The sequence below is a fragment of the Pantoea stewartii subsp. stewartii genome (assembly GCF_008801695.1).
GTDB lineage: Bacteria > Pseudomonadota > Gammaproteobacteria > Enterobacterales > Enterobacteriaceae > Pantoea > Pantoea stewartii.
Map to the genome: position 1 here is coordinate 1 of NZ_VZPF01000038.1, position 13514 is coordinate 13514.

Sequence of the window (13514 nt, forward strand, 5' to 3'; positions counted from 1 at the left end):
GCGTGGTTCGACAGACAAGGTTTACCCCGACTCGTGTAACCTCAAACTTTCGAACCGCCCGGTGCGGGCCCGCATGCCGGGTGGTGTGGCAGGGGAGCAGGCTGAGATGCCTGCCTCCTATGCCGATTTGACCGGCCACAGCAGGCGACGGGCTTTGTCCAGGCTGACGTTGTCAGGCCAGGAGTTCAGCGGCGCGAAACGCTGCTGACCACGACCGGAGCCGCCACGGCCATCGATAGTGCGGTATGTGCCGGCACTGTGCCACGCCTTGCGGATGAACAGACCAATGTAGCTGCCCCAGTCGGCAGGCCACCATGACTGGGAGTCGGTGAGCAACGCCCGGATATCGGCTTTCAGTGCGGAATAGTCCAGTTTGCTGAACTCTTCGCGGTAGTTGAAGTTCTCGCCGAGGGGATTAGAGCGCTTGGAGTGCTGGTTCAGCAGATCCACGCGCAGCATATTTGGCCACCAGTCGCGATTGCTGGTACCACTACCGGCTCCACGAGCCAGAACGCTTTCTTCTTCCGATTTACCGTGATGAAAGGGACATTTACCTGAAGCGGCTACATCATTATCTTTTGGCGTGCTCATTATCGGCTCCGTTGCCTTCACATTGTCATCGCTAAGATAACCCTGGCGTTAGCAGGAATATAGTCGGATGGGCCGAAGGTATTGATAGCCATTAGCTTTCAAGCGCAGCGAAAAAAAAGCTGCGCCCGATGGACCCGTCAGCTGCCGCGATAGGTGGACCAGCTCCAGGGGGATATCAAAAAGGGCAAGTGGTAATGGCTGCCGCTTTCCGTGAGGACAAAATCAATTTGTGCGCTGACGTATAAGGTTTCCCGTCCGTCCGCGCGAAAGTAGGCGCCAATATCTGCCGTGAGGCGATACTGCCCAGGCGCAAGTGGCTCAGGTGTCAGATCCTTCAGACGACCATCGTTATCTGTGACGCCTTGTGCACAGGGAGTCCAGCCTTGTGCCGTGTGCTGTTCCAGCAACATGGCAACGCCCGGCGCGGGTTTTCCCAGCGCCGTATCCAGAATGTGAGTGCTGATGGTGCTCATGAAAAACTCTCCTTTAAGCGCAGCAGGGTGATTTCCCGCAACTGCGCCAGGGCTTCCTGTTGCTCGGTTTCCGGGCTGTTGTCCAGCCGCCGAGTGAGTTCATCAAGCAGCGTCTGTGCGCTGCGTCCTTTGGCCCGAATCAAAAATACCCGTTTAAAGCGCGCCTCATATGCCTGATTGCCCCGCACCATGGCCTGATGTAACGCGTCGTCTGCGTGTTGCATGGCCGCCTGTTCGCTACGCGACAACTGTTTTTCCTTCTCGTTGCCCTGCGCCTTTTCCCCGATACGTGGATGAGCGGAGAGCGCCTGATTCAGATCGTCCTCCTGCCAGTCCTGTGTCAGCCGTTGTGCTTCAGCCAGCAGGGCATCAAGGCTGTGAAACGGGCGGGCCGCCACCAGCGCCAGCTGCCAGTGCGGCAGCGCAACGCAGTGGGACAGGGCAAGCTGTGCAGCGGCTTCCGGTAACTGGTTAAAGGTATCCAGATCCATATTAATGCTGCTCCGCAAGGTGGCAAATCGTCTGCAAATAGGCCTGAACCGCTGGCGCGACATCGGCTTCATTCACCGATTCTGCCGGATGGTGGCTGATGCCGCGGTGGTTACGCACGAACAGCATCCCCACCGGCCAGCGCTCTGCAATGGCAATAGCATCATGACCCGCCCCGCTGGGCAGCGCCAGGCAGCGTCCCTGAACGGTTTCTACCGCGTGGCTCAGCGCCTGTTGCAATCCGGCATCGCAGGCCGTTGCCGCGATACGGTAATACTCCTGCGCGCTAAAGGTTAAACCGCGACGCAGTGCAATGGCTTCCGCCTGGGTCAGCAACGAGGACAGCAACGATTCAAGTGGCGCGTCCTCGGGTCCACGCACATCCAGCGACAGATGCACCTCCCCCGGAATGACGTTCACCGCGCCCGGCGCGCAGTTCAGCGTGCCCACCGTGGCGACCAGCGGTGAAGTCTGATCGCGCGTGGTATGCTCGATGAATACCATCCACTCTGCGGCAGCGGCCAGCGCGTCTTTACGATGCGCCATGGGTACGGTTCCGGCATGACCGGCCTCACCGGTGAAACAGCAATTGAGGCGACGGGCACCGTTGATCGCGGTAACCACACCCAACGCGAGATCTTCCTGCTCCAGGCAAGGCCCCTGCTCTATGTGCAGTTCAAGATAGGCCACGATGTCGCTGACGTTACGCGCGGCACGTGAGATCTGGCTGGCGTCCAGGCCGACATCCTGCATCGCCTGTGCCACCGTAATGCCATTGCCGTCAGGATGGGTCGACCAGCTGTCAGGCCAGGTGCCGGTAATGCCGCGACTGCCCAGCAGGGTAATGCCAAAACGCGTGCCTTCTTCATCACCAAAGCCGATGATTTCAATGGCCAGGGGCAGGCGACGCTGGCGATCGTGGAGCCACTGCACGGTTTCAATCGCGCTCAGCACGCCCAGCATGCCGTCATAGCGGCCCGCATTACGAACCGTGTCCAGATGCGAGCCCAGCAGCAGCGCAGGTGCGCCAGGCTGGGCGGCGTCGTAGCGGCCGCAGATATTGCCGACTTCATCCTGCCAGACCGTCATACCGGCGGCCTGCATCCACTCACCGACGCGCGCGTTGGCACGCAGGTGTTCCGGCGACAGATAAACCCTTGTCAGCCCTTGTTCGCTTTCACTGATCTCAGCCAGCGCATCACAGCGCGCCATCACGCGCCGGGCGGCAACCTGAGCCTCGCTGGCATTCATCATCATGCATGGCTCCCGTAGTGGTTCCATGCCGCCTGCGAGCCCGCGCCCTGTGGCGTACGGTAACCGACATGCGACAACACCATTTCCAGCGCGGCCAGGGTTTGCATCACGCAGTCTTTGCGCGCGTTGTAACCCATTGTGCCGATGCGCCAGACTTTGCCGTGCAGCGGACCAAACGACGTGCCGATTTCAATGCCGAAATCTTCCAGCATCAGCTTACGGACCTCATCGCCATTGACGCCCTGAGGGATCACTACGCCCAGCACGTTACTCATTTTGTTGCTGAGATCGCCAAAGGTTTCCAGCCCCATCCCCTGAATGCCTTTTAACATCGCTTCGCCGTGCAGCTTGTGGCGCGCAATCCCGTTATCCAGCCCTTCCTGCAGAATCAGACGCGCGCATTCACGCGCGCCGAACAGGGCGCTGGTCGCTTCAGTGTGATGATTGAGGCGTTCCGGGCCCCAGTAATCCATGATCATGCCGAGATCGAAATAGTTGGAGTAGATCATCTCGTCATCGCCATCCTGGTGCGCATCCGTGCGGATCCCCTGCTCTACGCATTTGCGCTGGCGGATCACCGCTGCCATCTCATCGCTCAGCGTGATCGGCGAAGTTCCTGACGGACCACCCAGGCATTTCTGCATGCCGGCGGACACCGCGTCCAGGCCCCATGCATCGGTTTCCAGCGCATTGCCCGCCAGCGACGCCGTGGCATCGGTGTAAAACAGCACACCATATTTTTTGCAGATCGCCCCCAGCTCCGCCAGCGGCTGCAGCATAGTGGTTGAGGTATCGCCCTGTACGGTCAACAGCAAACGCGGTTTTACTTTTTTAATCGCATCTTCGATCTGATCGGGCGTAAACACCTCTCCCCACGGCACCGCAATGGTGTGCACATCGGCCCGGCAGCGACGGGCAATTTCACACAGCAGATGACCAAAACGGCCATAGACCGGCACCAGCACCTTATCGCCAGGGCGAATCGCCGACAGCAGGATCGCTTCAATACCGGCGCGTGAGGTACCGTCGATCAGCAGCGTCCAGCGGTTTTCGGTGCGGAACACGCCGCGATAGAGCGCCATCACTTCATTCATGTAATGGGTCATCGCCGGATCATATTGTCCGAGCAACTGGCTCGACATCGCGCGCAGCACACGCGGATCGGCGTTGATCGGACCGGGGCCCATTAACAGGCGCTGAGGCGGATTAATTTGCGAAAATTGAGAGATATCCATAGTGAATTCCTTGTTAAGCACTCACAGACGCACAGAGGAAATAAACTGCTTTAGCTCCGCCGTCTGCGGATGGGCAAACAGTGTTTTGCTGTCCCCCTGTTCCCAGACGCGCCCCTGATGCATAAAGACCACACGATCGCCCACATCGCGGGCGAAGTTCATTTCATGGGTGACGAGAATTAACGTCATGCCTTCGGCGGCAAGTTGCTCCAGCACTTTCAGCACTTCGCCGACCAGCTCCGGGTCCAGGGCTGAGGTGATCTCATCACACAGTAATACCCGGGGTTCCATGGCCAGTGCGCGGGCAATGGCTACGCGCTGTTGCTGTCCGCCTGACAGGCTGGACGGGTAATAATCCAGCCGCTCGCCCAGCCCCACTTTTTCCAGCATACGGGCTGCCAGTTCGCGGCACTCGGCCTGACTTTTTTTCAGAACCCGACGCGGTGCCAGCATGACGTTTTCCAGCGCCGTCATATGTGGGAACAGGTTGAAGTTCTGAAATACCATCCCTACGGAGCGGCTGATTTCGCGCGCCTGTGAGTCGCGGTCGGTGATGGTCATGCCGCCGAGTTTAATGCTGCCATCCTGATAGCCTTCCAGCCCGTTCATGCAGCGCAGCAGTGTACTTTTGCCGGAACCGCTGCGACCGATAATCGAGATCACTTCTCCCATATCGATATCCAGATCCACGCCTTTCAAAACATGGTTGGTGCCGTAATACTTCTGGACCTGATTAATGGTGATGAGCGGCATTGAATTTTTTCTCCAGATACTGGCTGTAACGCGACAGCGGATAACACATCAGGAAGTAGCCCAGTGCCACCAGCCCAAAGACTTTAAACGGCTGGTAGGTCACGTTATTCAAAATGGTGCCGGCTTTGGTCAGCTCGACAAATCCGATAATGGAGGCCAGCGCGGTGCCTTTAATGACCTGCACGGCAAACCCCACTGTCGGGGCAATCGCAATACGGATCGCCTGAGGCGCAATCACCCGCGTGAGCGTCTGACCAAAGTTCAGGCCGAGGCAGCGTGACGCTTCCCACTGCCCTTTTGGCAGCGCCTGAATACTGCCGTGCCAGATATCCAGCAAATAGGCGCTGGTATAAAAGGTCAGCGCCAGCGACGCAGCGGTCCAGGGCGCAACGTCGATGCCAAACAGCCCGACGCCAAAGAAAGCCAGAAACAGCTGCATCAGCAGCGGTGTGCCCTGGAACAGCTCGGTGTACGCGCGAATGATTCGCGTCAGCCATTTACGCTTTAACAGACGTAAAAACAGCAGAGGTAACGTCACGAGCGTACCGCCTAAAAAGGCCACCAGCGACAGGGCAATCGTCCAGCGCGCGGCCAGCAGCAGGTTGCGCACGATGTCCCAGTCGGTAAAGGTTGTCATCATGCCTGCACCCCCAGCCACTTGCGGCCAATCGCCAGCAGCAGCTGACGCATCACTATCGACAACGCCAGGTAGATCAACGTGGTCACCGAGTAGACTTCGAAACTCAAAAACGTGCGTGACTGAATCAGGTTGGCGGCAAAGGTCAGCTCCTCGTAGGAGACCTGCGAGACGACCGACGATCCCAGCATCACAATGATGCACTGACTCACCAGCGCCGGATAAATCCGTTGCAGCGACGGTGGCAACACCACGCGCAGAAAGGTCTGGCTGCGCGTTAATCCCAGCACCCGACCGGCTTCCCACTGCCCTTTTGGCGTGACCTGAATGCCCGCCCGGATAATTTCCGTGCTATAGGCACCCAGGTTAACCAGCATCGCCAGCAGTGCGGCTTCCCCTGCGGTGAGTTTCAGCCCCAGGTTGGGTAAACCGAACACAATAAAGAACAGCTGCACCACAAACGGCGTATTACGAATCAGTTCGACATAGATGCCCCACAGGCGGCTTAACCAACTGGGTTTACCGCTGCGCAGCGCCGCGCCGATAATACCGATACTGACGCCGCCGACCGTCGCCAGCACCGTTAACTGGATCGTTACCCACAGGCCGGAGAGCAACTCCGGCCAGTACGGCAATAATGCAGGGAAATTAAGTTGCCCGGTCATTGCCCCGTCCTTATGCGCCCAGGTTGGCTGGCAGCGGCGCTTTCAGCCACTCTTCGGACATTTTGTTCAGCGTGCCGTCTTTAATGCCCTGGTCGATCAGCGCATTCACTTTCTCTTTCAGTGCCGGCTCGTCTTTTTTCAGTCCGATATAGCACGGCGAGTCTTTCAGCATGAACTGCGCAACAGGGGCTTTAGCCGGGTTCTGACGCGTAATGGCTGCGACGACCAGGTTGCCGGTAGCGACATACTGCACCTGTCCGGAGAGGTAGGCTGATAACGTGGTGTTGTTATCTTCATAACGTTTCACCTGCGCGTCTTTCGGCGCCACCTCGCTCAGCACCATATCTTCCACCGCACCACGGGTGACACCCACCGACTTGCCGCTCAGCGCGGCGGGATCTTTCAGATGATCGCCTTTAGGTCCAAAAACGCCCAGAAAGAACGGCGCGTAAGCCCGGCTGAAATCAATTACCTTTTCACGCTCAGGATTTTTCCCCATGCTGGAGATCACCAGATCCACCTTGTCCGTCTGCAGATAAGGCACACGGTTGGCACTGCTGACCGGCACCAGTTGCAACTTAAGTTTCATCTGTTTGGCCAGATACTTTGCCATGTCGATGTCATAGCCCTGCGGTTGCAGATCGGTCCCCACGGAGCCAAACGGTGGGAAATCCTGCGGTACTGCCACCCGCAGCACGCCGCGTTTCTGGATGTCCTGCAGTTGATCCGCCAGCACGCTGCCAGCCTGTGCCATCAGTACGGCTGCCGCGACAACGGCCATTAATACTTTTTTCATTATGCACCCCGGTGAAATTGTGTGAAACAAAAGATTCTTATGATTGGCATTCTGCAACTAATGTGCCAACGCAACGGGAGGGAGATAAATGCGGATTAACGCTGAAATGGCGGCTTTTACTAAGCTCGATACGATTCCCGAGTCACCCCGGGAGACGGTCCAAAAAGGGGCAAAGCACCAAAATGGTGCCTACTAACGGTGCTCCAGCTCATCAAGGTGCTGATAAAGATCGGCAATCTGATGAATACGCGGCCGCCCCAGCGCCAGTAATTCATGCAGCAGGGCGTTGGCGAGCAGGTTCACCAGGCTCATGGCCGAAGCGTAGCTGTCGAAGGCGGAGACGCTGTCCAGCGGGGCGCAAAACTGCCAGCGCGCCAGTGAAATCACGCTCTGCGCCTGAGGCTCACACAGCGCCAGTACCGGAATCCTTGCGTTTTGCAGCTGCTGCATTAACGGCTGAATAATGCGGGTGCGGCGGCGAAACGCAATCACGACCACCATGTCCTCCGGCGTGATGTCCACCAAATCCTCTGCCAGCGTCTGGCCCGGCTGGGGCAGAATATGCACCTGAGCACGCGTCTGAATGAGCTGCTGACGCAGATGCAGCGCCACCGGATAGGCATTACGCATGCCAACAATATAGATACGCTTTGCCTGCGCCAGTTGGGCGATCACATCGGCGAATTGCTGGGGATCAATGCTGTTAACCCATTGTGTCAGATTGGCCATTTCCTGCTTGTAATGCCGCGACAGCAGGGTATTTCCCTGTACCGCATCCCGGTTATCCGTTAACGGCATACCGCTCTGGCGCAGGGTACGAAGCTCATCGCGCATGTCTTTATATTTGTCATAGCCCAGGCGCTTAAACAGTCGGCTCACCGTGGCTTTTGAGACACCGCTCAGGCGTGCCAGCTCGGCACTGTTATAGCTAATCAGGTCATCAAAGTGGTCAAAAATAAAGTCGGCTATACGCTGCTCCTGCAGCGAAAGCTGGGGGTAATGCGTTCTGAGTCGCTCATCAAGCTGTTTCATTCAGGTCCTGTAACTTTTGTTTCAATCGCGGGATTGCCACAGAAGCTAGCATAATTTGGGCCAGATAAACCTGTCCAGAGACGTTGTCTTCTTAAAAACTGGAACGGCTCTTGCTTAACCTTTTGCTTTGTACCCTGAAAAACAGAATGAGAAGAGCATGATTCAGAGCAATTTGGCCCCGTTAGGCATGGCCGTGACGCCGCATCATCTGGCCAGTGAAAGTGCGCTGGCGGTACTGCGGGAAGGGGGGAACGCGATTGAGGCCATGGTGGCCGCCGCGGCGACGATTGCGGTGGTCTATCCGCACATGAATGGGCTGGGCGGTGACGGATTCTGGCTGATCATGCCAGGCAAAGGCGATCCGGTTGGCATTGATGGCAGTGGCAGAGCGGGTTCGCTGGCGAATTTTGACTTCTATAAGGGGGAAACCCATATCCCTCATCGTGGGCCTAAAGCGGCCCTGACGGTGGCGGGCACGGTGAGCGGCTGGCAGGCGGCACTGGACCTGTCCGCAGAACTGGGGGGAACCACCCTGCCTTTACCGCGCTTACTCCGCGATGCTGTTCGCTATGCTGCCGATGGCATTCCCGTCACCGCCTCACAAGCCGCTGCGACGCGGACGAAGCGCGACGAGCTACAGCATCTGCCTGGCTTTGCCGCCACGTTTTTACCGGACGGCGATGTGCCAGCGGAAGGCAGCCGTTTCACCCAGCCTGATTTAGCCCGTACATTGAGCCTGCTGAGCGAAGAAGGTCTGGACAGTTTTTATCGCGGCACGCTGGCACAGCACCTTGCGGAAGAAATGGTCAATCTGGGCATTCCCATCACCCTAGCGGATTTACAGCAGCAACGGGCTCGCCGCGTCACGCCGCTCCATATTCGCCACAGCGAAGGCGATATCTGGAATATCACTCCACCGACACAAGGTATGGTGTCGCTGGCCATACTGGGCATCACGGATCATCTGGACATGGCGAACGCAGATGAGGTGCAAACGATCCACCGTATCGTCGAAGCCACCAAAAAAGCGTTTGCCCTTCGGGATCAGCATATTACCGATCCCCGCCATGTGGTTGAGGATCTGCAGGCACTGCTTGACGGCGAAACCCTCGCCACCCTCGCCAGCCAGATTCAGGATGATCGCGCTGCGCCCTGGGGAACCGGTCGCGGGCCTGGCGATACCGTCTGGATGGGCGTGATGGACAGCAGCGGGCTTTCCGTTTCCTTTATCCAAAGTATTTATCATGAGTTTGGCAGCGGTGTAGTGGTGCCCGGCACCGGACTTGTCTGGCAAAACCGGGGAGCGGCTTTTAGCCTCGATCCCGACCATATGCTGGCGCTGGCGCCCGGTAAACAACCCTTCCATACGCTGAATCCTGCCGCCGCACGCCTGAAGGATGGTCGCACCATGGTATACGGCTCCATGGGCGGCGATGGCCAGCCGCAAACTCAGGCAGCCATTTTTACCCGCCATGTTATTCAGCGCCTGCCGCTGCAGCAGGCCGTTAGCGCACCTCGCTGGCTGCTGGGGCGGACCTGGGGCCAGCTGTCGGACTCGCTCAAACTGGAAAGTCGCTTCGCGCCCGACACCCTGGAGGCGCTACGTGCGTTAGGACATGACGTGGAGTCGCTGCCGGCCTACAGTGAGGCCGTCGGCCATGCAGGTGCCATTGTTCGTCACAACAACGGTATGTTTGAAGGCGCAAGCGATCCGCGCAGCAACGGCAGCGCCGCCGGTTTCTGACAGGAGTAAATCATGAATCAGAGTGACTGGGCAGCCTATATTGCCCAAATGGAGCAAATCCTGAACGTGGAACTGGACGAGGATCGCCGTGCCGCCCTGCTACAACAGATGACGCGCATTGCCGATATGGCGGCCCCGTTGATGGCTTATCCGCTGGACGACCGGCTCGAAGTCGCAGGAGTGTACAAAGCATGAGACCAGACGAGGTTTCCATTCAGGCACTTCAGCAGGCGATTCAGCACGGTGATATCAGCGCCCGTGAAGTGGCGGAGCAGACACTGACCGTGATTGAGAAACAGAATCCGCAGCTTAATGCCTGGACGGATATCACCGCAACGCGGATGGTGCAGGAAGCGGATGCGATAGACAAGCAACGCCTGCGCGGCGAGACCTTACCGCCGCTGGCGGGCATTCCCTATGCGGTAAAAAACCTGTTTGACGTGCAGGGTTACACTACCCTGGCGGGGGCCAGACTGTTTCGTCAGCGTCCGACCGCAACCCGGGATGCCTTTGCCATCACCCAACTTCAGCAGGCCGGTGCCCTGCTTTCCGGCATGGTCAACATGGATGCCTATGCCTACGGTTTTACCACCGAAAATACCCACTATGGGGCGACGCACAACCCGCATGATCTGGCGCGCATTGCGGGCGGCTCATCCGGCGGTTCGGCCGCCGCCGTGGCAGCGGGACTGGTGCCTTTCTCGCTGGGGACGGACACCAACGGCTCAATCCGCGTCCCGGCTTCCCTGTGTGGGATTTTTGGCCTGAAACCGACTTTTGGCCGCTTATCCCGCAGCGGCAGCCATCCGTTTGTCGCCAGCCTGGATCATATCGGTCCCTTCGCCCGTCGGGTGGACGATCTGGCCCTGGTTTACGATCTGTTGCAAGGGCACGACAGCACGGACGCCTTCCAGGCCGATCGCCCGCTGGCAGCCACCTTACCGCAGTTGAAAAACGGTGCACAGGATTTGCGCTGTGCCGTACTGGGCGGCTTCTTTTCGACCTGGTGTAATGATGATGCCCGCGCGGCGCAATTACAGGTGGCGCAGGCGTTACAGGCTCAGGACGACGTGGTAATCGCGGAGGCTGAGTTAGCACGCTCGGCCGCCTTTATTATGACCGCCTCTGAAGGCGGCAATCATTACCTGCCTGCGCTGCGTCAGCAGCCCGACCTGTTTGAGCCCCATTCGCGTGAACGCCTGCTGGCTGGTGCGATGCTGCCCGCGGCATGGTATGTTCAGGCCCAGCGCTTCCGCCGCCACTTTCAGCAGCAGGTCGTCCCGCTGTTTGCGCAGTACGATGTGCTTATCGCCCCTGCCACGCCATGTAGCGCGCCGTTAATTGGTCAGGAAACGATTGCCATTAACGGGCAGAATCTGCCGACGAAGGCCAGCATGGGCATGCTGACGCAGCCGATCTCCTTCCTTGGACTTCCCGTCTGTACTGTGCCGATGACGACGGCGAGCGGTTTACCGATTGGCGTGCAGTTAATTGGCGCCCCCTTTAACGAACAGGCTGTCTTACGCGCAGCCTGTGCCCTTGAACAACAAGGACTGACATTTTCGCCCATCCGCAGGGCAGGAGCACAATGAATACTGACGCGATTAATCTTCCCGAGGTGCTGAACGCCGTTACCGCCGCGTTCTACCGTTATGAAAAGGCGCTGACGGGCAACGACATTGCCGTCCTGGATGAGCTGTTCTGGCACGATCCGCGGACCGTGCGCTTAGGCGCTGGCGAGAACCTGTACGGCATCGATGAAATCCGCGCGTTTCGCGCGGCAAGACCGTCGGCGGGGCTGGACCGCACGCTGCGCAATACGGTGATCACCACGTTTGGTGACGCGTACGCGGTGTGCAGCACCGAATTTACCCGGGCGGGCACGGAGAAAATTGGCCGTCAGCAACAGACCTGGGTGAAGTTTCCGCAGGGCTGGCGCATCGTAGCAGCGCAGGTCAGTCTGATGAGCTAAGCCCGGCGGAGCAGTCATATGTTAAGGCCGGGAGGCCTGAGTCTAACGCTTCACGTCGCGAAAGCGCTCAACTGCAACCCCTACGCCGCCCTACAGGGCGGCGAGCTCGCCTAACCAGGCGATCATTGCCTCTGCGCCAGGCTGGTTCAGCGTGCGATTCGGCCAGGCCAGATAATAGGGCTTGCTGAGCGGCAACGCGAGCGCATCTACAATGACCAGTTCGCCCCGGTCCAGCACCTGGGCGATCATCCGGCGCTGTCCCAGCAGCACACCAGCGCCGGCCACGGCGGCATCAATCGCCAGCGAGGTCAGGTTAAAGGTCATGGCTGGACGAGCTGCTGGCACAGCCATTCCTTTCGCCTCAAACCAGCCCGACCAGTCTGGCAAAAAGCGCCCTTCTTTGCCCCAGTCGAGATGAATCAGCGGCGCATGCCGTAACAGATCCTCGCGGGAAAAGGCGTCGATCAGCCGCGGGCTGGCGACCGGGAGCACCTCATCATGAAACAGATACGCTTTATTCAGTCTGGGATACGCTTCCTCGCCGAAGCACATCACAAAGTCGGCCGGCGTTTGAGCAAAATCCACCTCCGCGTGCGTGCCATGTAAGGAAAGACTGACATCCGGACAGCGTTCACGCCAGCGGCACAGATGCGGCAACAGCCATTTCGACGCCAGCGCCGGCAGCGTGTAAAGCGTAAGCTGTGCGGCGGTCTCAGTGCGTCCTATGTTGCGCTGACCAAGCTGGAGAACCGCAAAGGCTTCCGTGACATAGCGAAGATACTGCTTGCCCGTCTCCGTCAGCATCACACCCTGTTGCGTACGTAAAAACAGGACGCAGCCAAGATGATCTTCAAGCTGGCGAATTTGCTGACTCACCGCCGCAGGGGTTAAGGCCAGCTGTGCCGCGGCCCTGGTCAGGCTGCCGGTTTCCGCAGCCACTTTAAATGACTGAATCACGTTGATTTTAGGCAGGCGCGATGGCGGGTTGGGCATTAAGCATTCCTTATCAGGGTATTAACGATTTATTGGTATTCAGCTGATGCCGGGCAGGCTAGTGTGACAATTCATCCCTTCATTATGAGACCGCGACGATGCCCAAAGCCCTGGTACGTACTGACTTACATCCTCTGACCGACCACGCCTGGCGTCAAGACTGTCGCAGGCAACTTAATCAACACGGCGCGCTGGTGTTGCGTCATTTTTTGCAGCCTGCCGCCCTGCAGGCCATCGTCGCAGAAGGCAATGCGCAGCGCGATCGGGCTTATTACACTGTCAGTCAGCACAACGTTTACCTGATGAAAACGGATGCCGGCTTCAGCGACAGCCATCCACGCAACCGCGAAGTGAACAGCACCAAAGGGTGCATTACGGACGATATGATTGCAGCGGATTCCCCGCTGCGTCAGTTGTATGACGATGCGCTGTTTCAGTCTTTCTTATGCGAAGTGCTGGACGAAGAGGCGCTGTATCCCTACGCCGACCCGTTGTCTTCGATTAACCTGCACTATGCGCCACAGGATAAAGAGCTGGGGTGGCATTTTGATAACTCCTCGTTTGCCATCACGTTGCTGGTGCAGAAACCGCTGGGCGGTGGACGGTTTCAGTATGTGAAAGACCTGCGGGATGCTGATGCGGGCGAAATGAATTACGCGGGCGTGGCCGCCGTGCTCGATGAACAGCACCCCGTCGATGAACTGGCTATGGATGCCGGTGACCTGGTACTGTTTCGTGGGCGAAATTCACTGCATCGCGTGACGCCCACAGAAGGCGACGTCACGCGCATGCTGGCGGTGCTGGCCTACAATACCGCGCCCGGCATCGCCCTGTCGGAAACGGCCCGCCTGACGTTTTACGGCCGGTTGTAAACCGCACC

15 protein-coding genes and 1 pseudogene are annotated in these 13514 nt (G+C 58.4%); 5 read left to right on the forward strand and 11 right to left on the reverse strand.

Annotated features, from left to right (window positions below; genetic code table 11):
• Positions 1-126 precede the first annotated feature (126 nt).
• From F7Q90_RS12825 to hpxU, 10 genes and pseudogenes are all read right to left on the reverse strand, one after another.
• A pseudogene (locus F7Q90_RS12825) lies at positions 127-591 on the reverse strand (catalase-peroxidase); the annotation flags it as partial.
• Between the two features lie 137 nt (positions 592-728).
• The gene (uraH, locus tag F7Q90_RS12830; protein WP_006118033.1) at positions 729-1064 is read right to left on the reverse strand and encodes a hydroxyisourate hydrolase; all 336 of its coding nucleotides are present in this window, start codon (positions 1062-1064) and stop codon (positions 729-731) included.
• Entirely contained in the window at positions 1061-1555 is a 495-nt protein-coding gene (gene uraD, locus F7Q90_RS12835; protein ID WP_006118032.1) for a 2-oxo-4-hydroxy-4-carboxy-5-ureidoimidazoline decarboxylase, read from the reverse strand. Before uraD ends, uraH begins: the two co-directional genes overlap by 4 nt.
• Before the next feature lies 1 nt (position 1556).
• Positions 1557-2810, reverse strand: coding sequence for an allantoate amidohydrolase (hpxK, locus tag F7Q90_RS12840; RefSeq protein ID WP_006118031.1), 1254 nt, complete (start codon positions 2808-2810; stop codon positions 1557-1559).
• Entirely contained in the window at positions 2807-4042 is a 1236-nt protein-coding gene (locus F7Q90_RS12845; RefSeq protein ID WP_006118030.1) for a pyridoxal-phosphate-dependent aminotransferase family protein, read from the reverse strand. Before F7Q90_RS12845 ends, hpxK begins: the two co-directional genes overlap by 4 nt.
• A gap of 21 nt (positions 4043-4063) precedes the next feature.
• A complete protein-coding gene (locus F7Q90_RS12850) occupies positions 4064-4795 on the reverse strand; it encodes an amino acid ABC transporter ATP-binding protein (protein ID WP_006118029.1) in 732 nt (243 codons plus the stop codon).
• Complete coding sequence (locus F7Q90_RS12855) at positions 4776-5432, reverse strand: amino acid ABC transporter permease (RefSeq protein ID WP_033738775.1); 657 nt, start codon at positions 5430-5432, stop codon at positions 4776-4778. Before F7Q90_RS12855 ends, F7Q90_RS12850 begins: the two co-directional genes overlap by 20 nt.
• A complete protein-coding gene (locus tag F7Q90_RS12860; protein ID WP_006118027.1) occupies positions 5432-6097 on the reverse strand; it encodes an amino acid ABC transporter permease in 666 nt (221 codons plus the stop codon). The genes F7Q90_RS12855 and F7Q90_RS12860 overlap by 1 nt, the downstream gene beginning before the upstream one ends.
• Before the next feature lie 10 nt (positions 6098-6107).
• Positions 6108-6893, reverse strand: coding sequence for a transporter substrate-binding domain-containing protein (locus F7Q90_RS12865; protein ID WP_006118026.1), 786 nt, complete (start codon positions 6891-6893; stop codon positions 6108-6110).
• Between the two features lie 192 nt (positions 6894-7085).
• Positions 7086-7925 carry a MurR/RpiR family transcriptional regulator HpxU gene (gene hpxU, locus F7Q90_RS12870; RefSeq protein WP_006118025.1) on the reverse strand — a complete coding sequence of 280 codons (840 nt, stop codon included), beginning with the start codon at positions 7923-7925 and terminating at the stop codon, positions 7086-7088.
• 157 nt (positions 7926-8082) lie between these two features.
• Here hpxU and F7Q90_RS12875 point away from each other — a divergent pair, with 157 nt between their 5' ends.
• Genes F7Q90_RS12875 through hpxZ form a run of 4 tightly spaced genes read left to right on the forward strand, consistent with a single transcriptional unit; the run spans position 8083 to position 11641 of the window.
• Positions 8083-9669, forward strand: coding sequence for a gamma-glutamyltransferase family protein (locus F7Q90_RS12875; RefSeq protein ID WP_006118024.1), 1587 nt, complete (start codon positions 8083-8085; stop codon positions 9667-9669).
• Between the two features lie 12 nt (positions 9670-9681).
• Positions 9682-9864 carry an oxalurate catabolism protein HpxX gene (gene hpxX, locus F7Q90_RS12880; RefSeq protein WP_006118023.1) on the forward strand — a complete coding sequence of 61 codons (183 nt, stop codon included), beginning with the start codon at positions 9682-9684 and terminating at the stop codon, positions 9862-9864.
• A complete protein-coding gene (locus F7Q90_RS12885) occupies positions 9861-11261 on the forward strand; it encodes an AtzE family amidohydrolase (RefSeq protein WP_006118022.1) in 1401 nt (466 codons plus the stop codon). The genes hpxX and F7Q90_RS12885 overlap by 4 nt, the downstream gene beginning before the upstream one ends.
• Complete coding sequence (hpxZ, locus tag F7Q90_RS12890) at positions 11258-11641, forward strand: oxalurate catabolism protein HpxZ (RefSeq protein WP_006118021.1); 384 nt, start codon at positions 11258-11260, stop codon at positions 11639-11641. The genes F7Q90_RS12885 and hpxZ overlap by 4 nt, the downstream gene beginning before the upstream one ends.
• Before the next feature lie 90 nt (positions 11642-11731).
• Here hpxZ and F7Q90_RS12895 read toward each other — a convergent pair whose 3' ends face one another.
• The gene (locus F7Q90_RS12895; protein ID WP_006118020.1) at positions 11732-12634 is read right to left on the reverse strand and encodes a LysR substrate-binding domain-containing protein; all 903 of its coding nucleotides are present in this window, start codon (positions 12632-12634) and stop codon (positions 11732-11734) included.
• Positions 12635-12732: 98 nt separating this feature from the next.
• Between F7Q90_RS12895 and F7Q90_RS12900 the strand changes: the two genes are divergently transcribed.
• Positions 12733-13506 carry a HalD/BesD family halogenase gene (locus F7Q90_RS12900; protein ID WP_006118019.1) on the forward strand — a complete coding sequence of 258 codons (774 nt, stop codon included), beginning with the start codon at positions 12733-12735 and terminating at the stop codon, positions 13504-13506.
• Positions 13507-13514 lie beyond the last annotated feature (8 nt).

Excerpts from the sequence above, each read along its gene's own strand:
- uraH (WP_006118033.1), bottom strand. The coding sequence starts at position 1,064 with ATGAGCACCATCAGCACTCACATTCTGGATACGGCGCTGGGAAAACCC.
- hpxZ (WP_006118021.1), top strand. The coding sequence starts at position 11,258 with ATGAATACTGACGCGATTAATCTTCCCGAGGTGCTGAACGCCGTTACC.
- F7Q90_RS12875 (WP_006118024.1), top strand. The coding sequence starts at position 8,083 with ATGATTCAGAGCAATTTGGCCCCGTTAGGCATGGCCGTGACGCCGCAT.
- uraD (WP_006118032.1), bottom strand. The coding sequence starts at position 1,555 with ATGGATCTGGATACCTTTAACCAGTTACCGGAAGCCGCTGCACAGCTT.
- hpxK (WP_006118031.1), bottom strand. The coding sequence starts at position 2,810 with ATGATGATGAATGCCAGCGAGGCTCAGGTTGCCGCCCGGCGCGTGATG.
- F7Q90_RS12885 (WP_006118022.1), top strand. The coding sequence starts at position 9,861 with ATGAGACCAGACGAGGTTTCCATTCAGGCACTTCAGCAGGCGATTCAG.
- F7Q90_RS12855 (WP_033738775.1), bottom strand. The coding sequence starts at position 5,432 with ATGACAACCTTTACCGACTGGGACATCGTGCGCAACCTGCTGCTGGCC.
- hpxX (WP_006118023.1), top strand. The coding sequence starts at position 9,682 with ATGAATCAGAGTGACTGGGCAGCCTATATTGCCCAAATGGAGCAAATC.
- F7Q90_RS12895 (WP_006118020.1), bottom strand. The coding sequence starts at position 12,634 with ATGCCCAACCCGCCATCGCGCCTGCCTAAAATCAACGTGATTCAGTCA.
- F7Q90_RS12865 (WP_006118026.1), bottom strand. The coding sequence starts at position 6,893 with ATGAAAAAAGTATTAATGGCCGTTGTCGCGGCAGCCGTACTGATGGCA.
- F7Q90_RS12860 (WP_006118027.1), bottom strand. The coding sequence starts at position 6,097 with ATGACCGGGCAACTTAATTTCCCTGCATTATTGCCGTACTGGCCGGAG.
- F7Q90_RS12850 (WP_006118029.1), bottom strand. The coding sequence starts at position 4,795 with ATGCCGCTCATCACCATTAATCAGGTCCAGAAGTATTACGGCACCAAC.
- F7Q90_RS12845 (WP_006118030.1), bottom strand. The coding sequence starts at position 4,042 with ATGGATATCTCTCAATTTTCGCAAATTAATCCGCCTCAGCGCCTGTTA.
- hpxU (WP_006118025.1), bottom strand. The coding sequence starts at position 7,925 with ATGAAACAGCTTGATGAGCGACTCAGAACGCATTACCCCCAGCTTTCG.
- F7Q90_RS12900 (WP_006118019.1), top strand. The coding sequence starts at position 12,733 with ATGCCCAAAGCCCTGGTACGTACTGACTTACATCCTCTGACCGACCAC.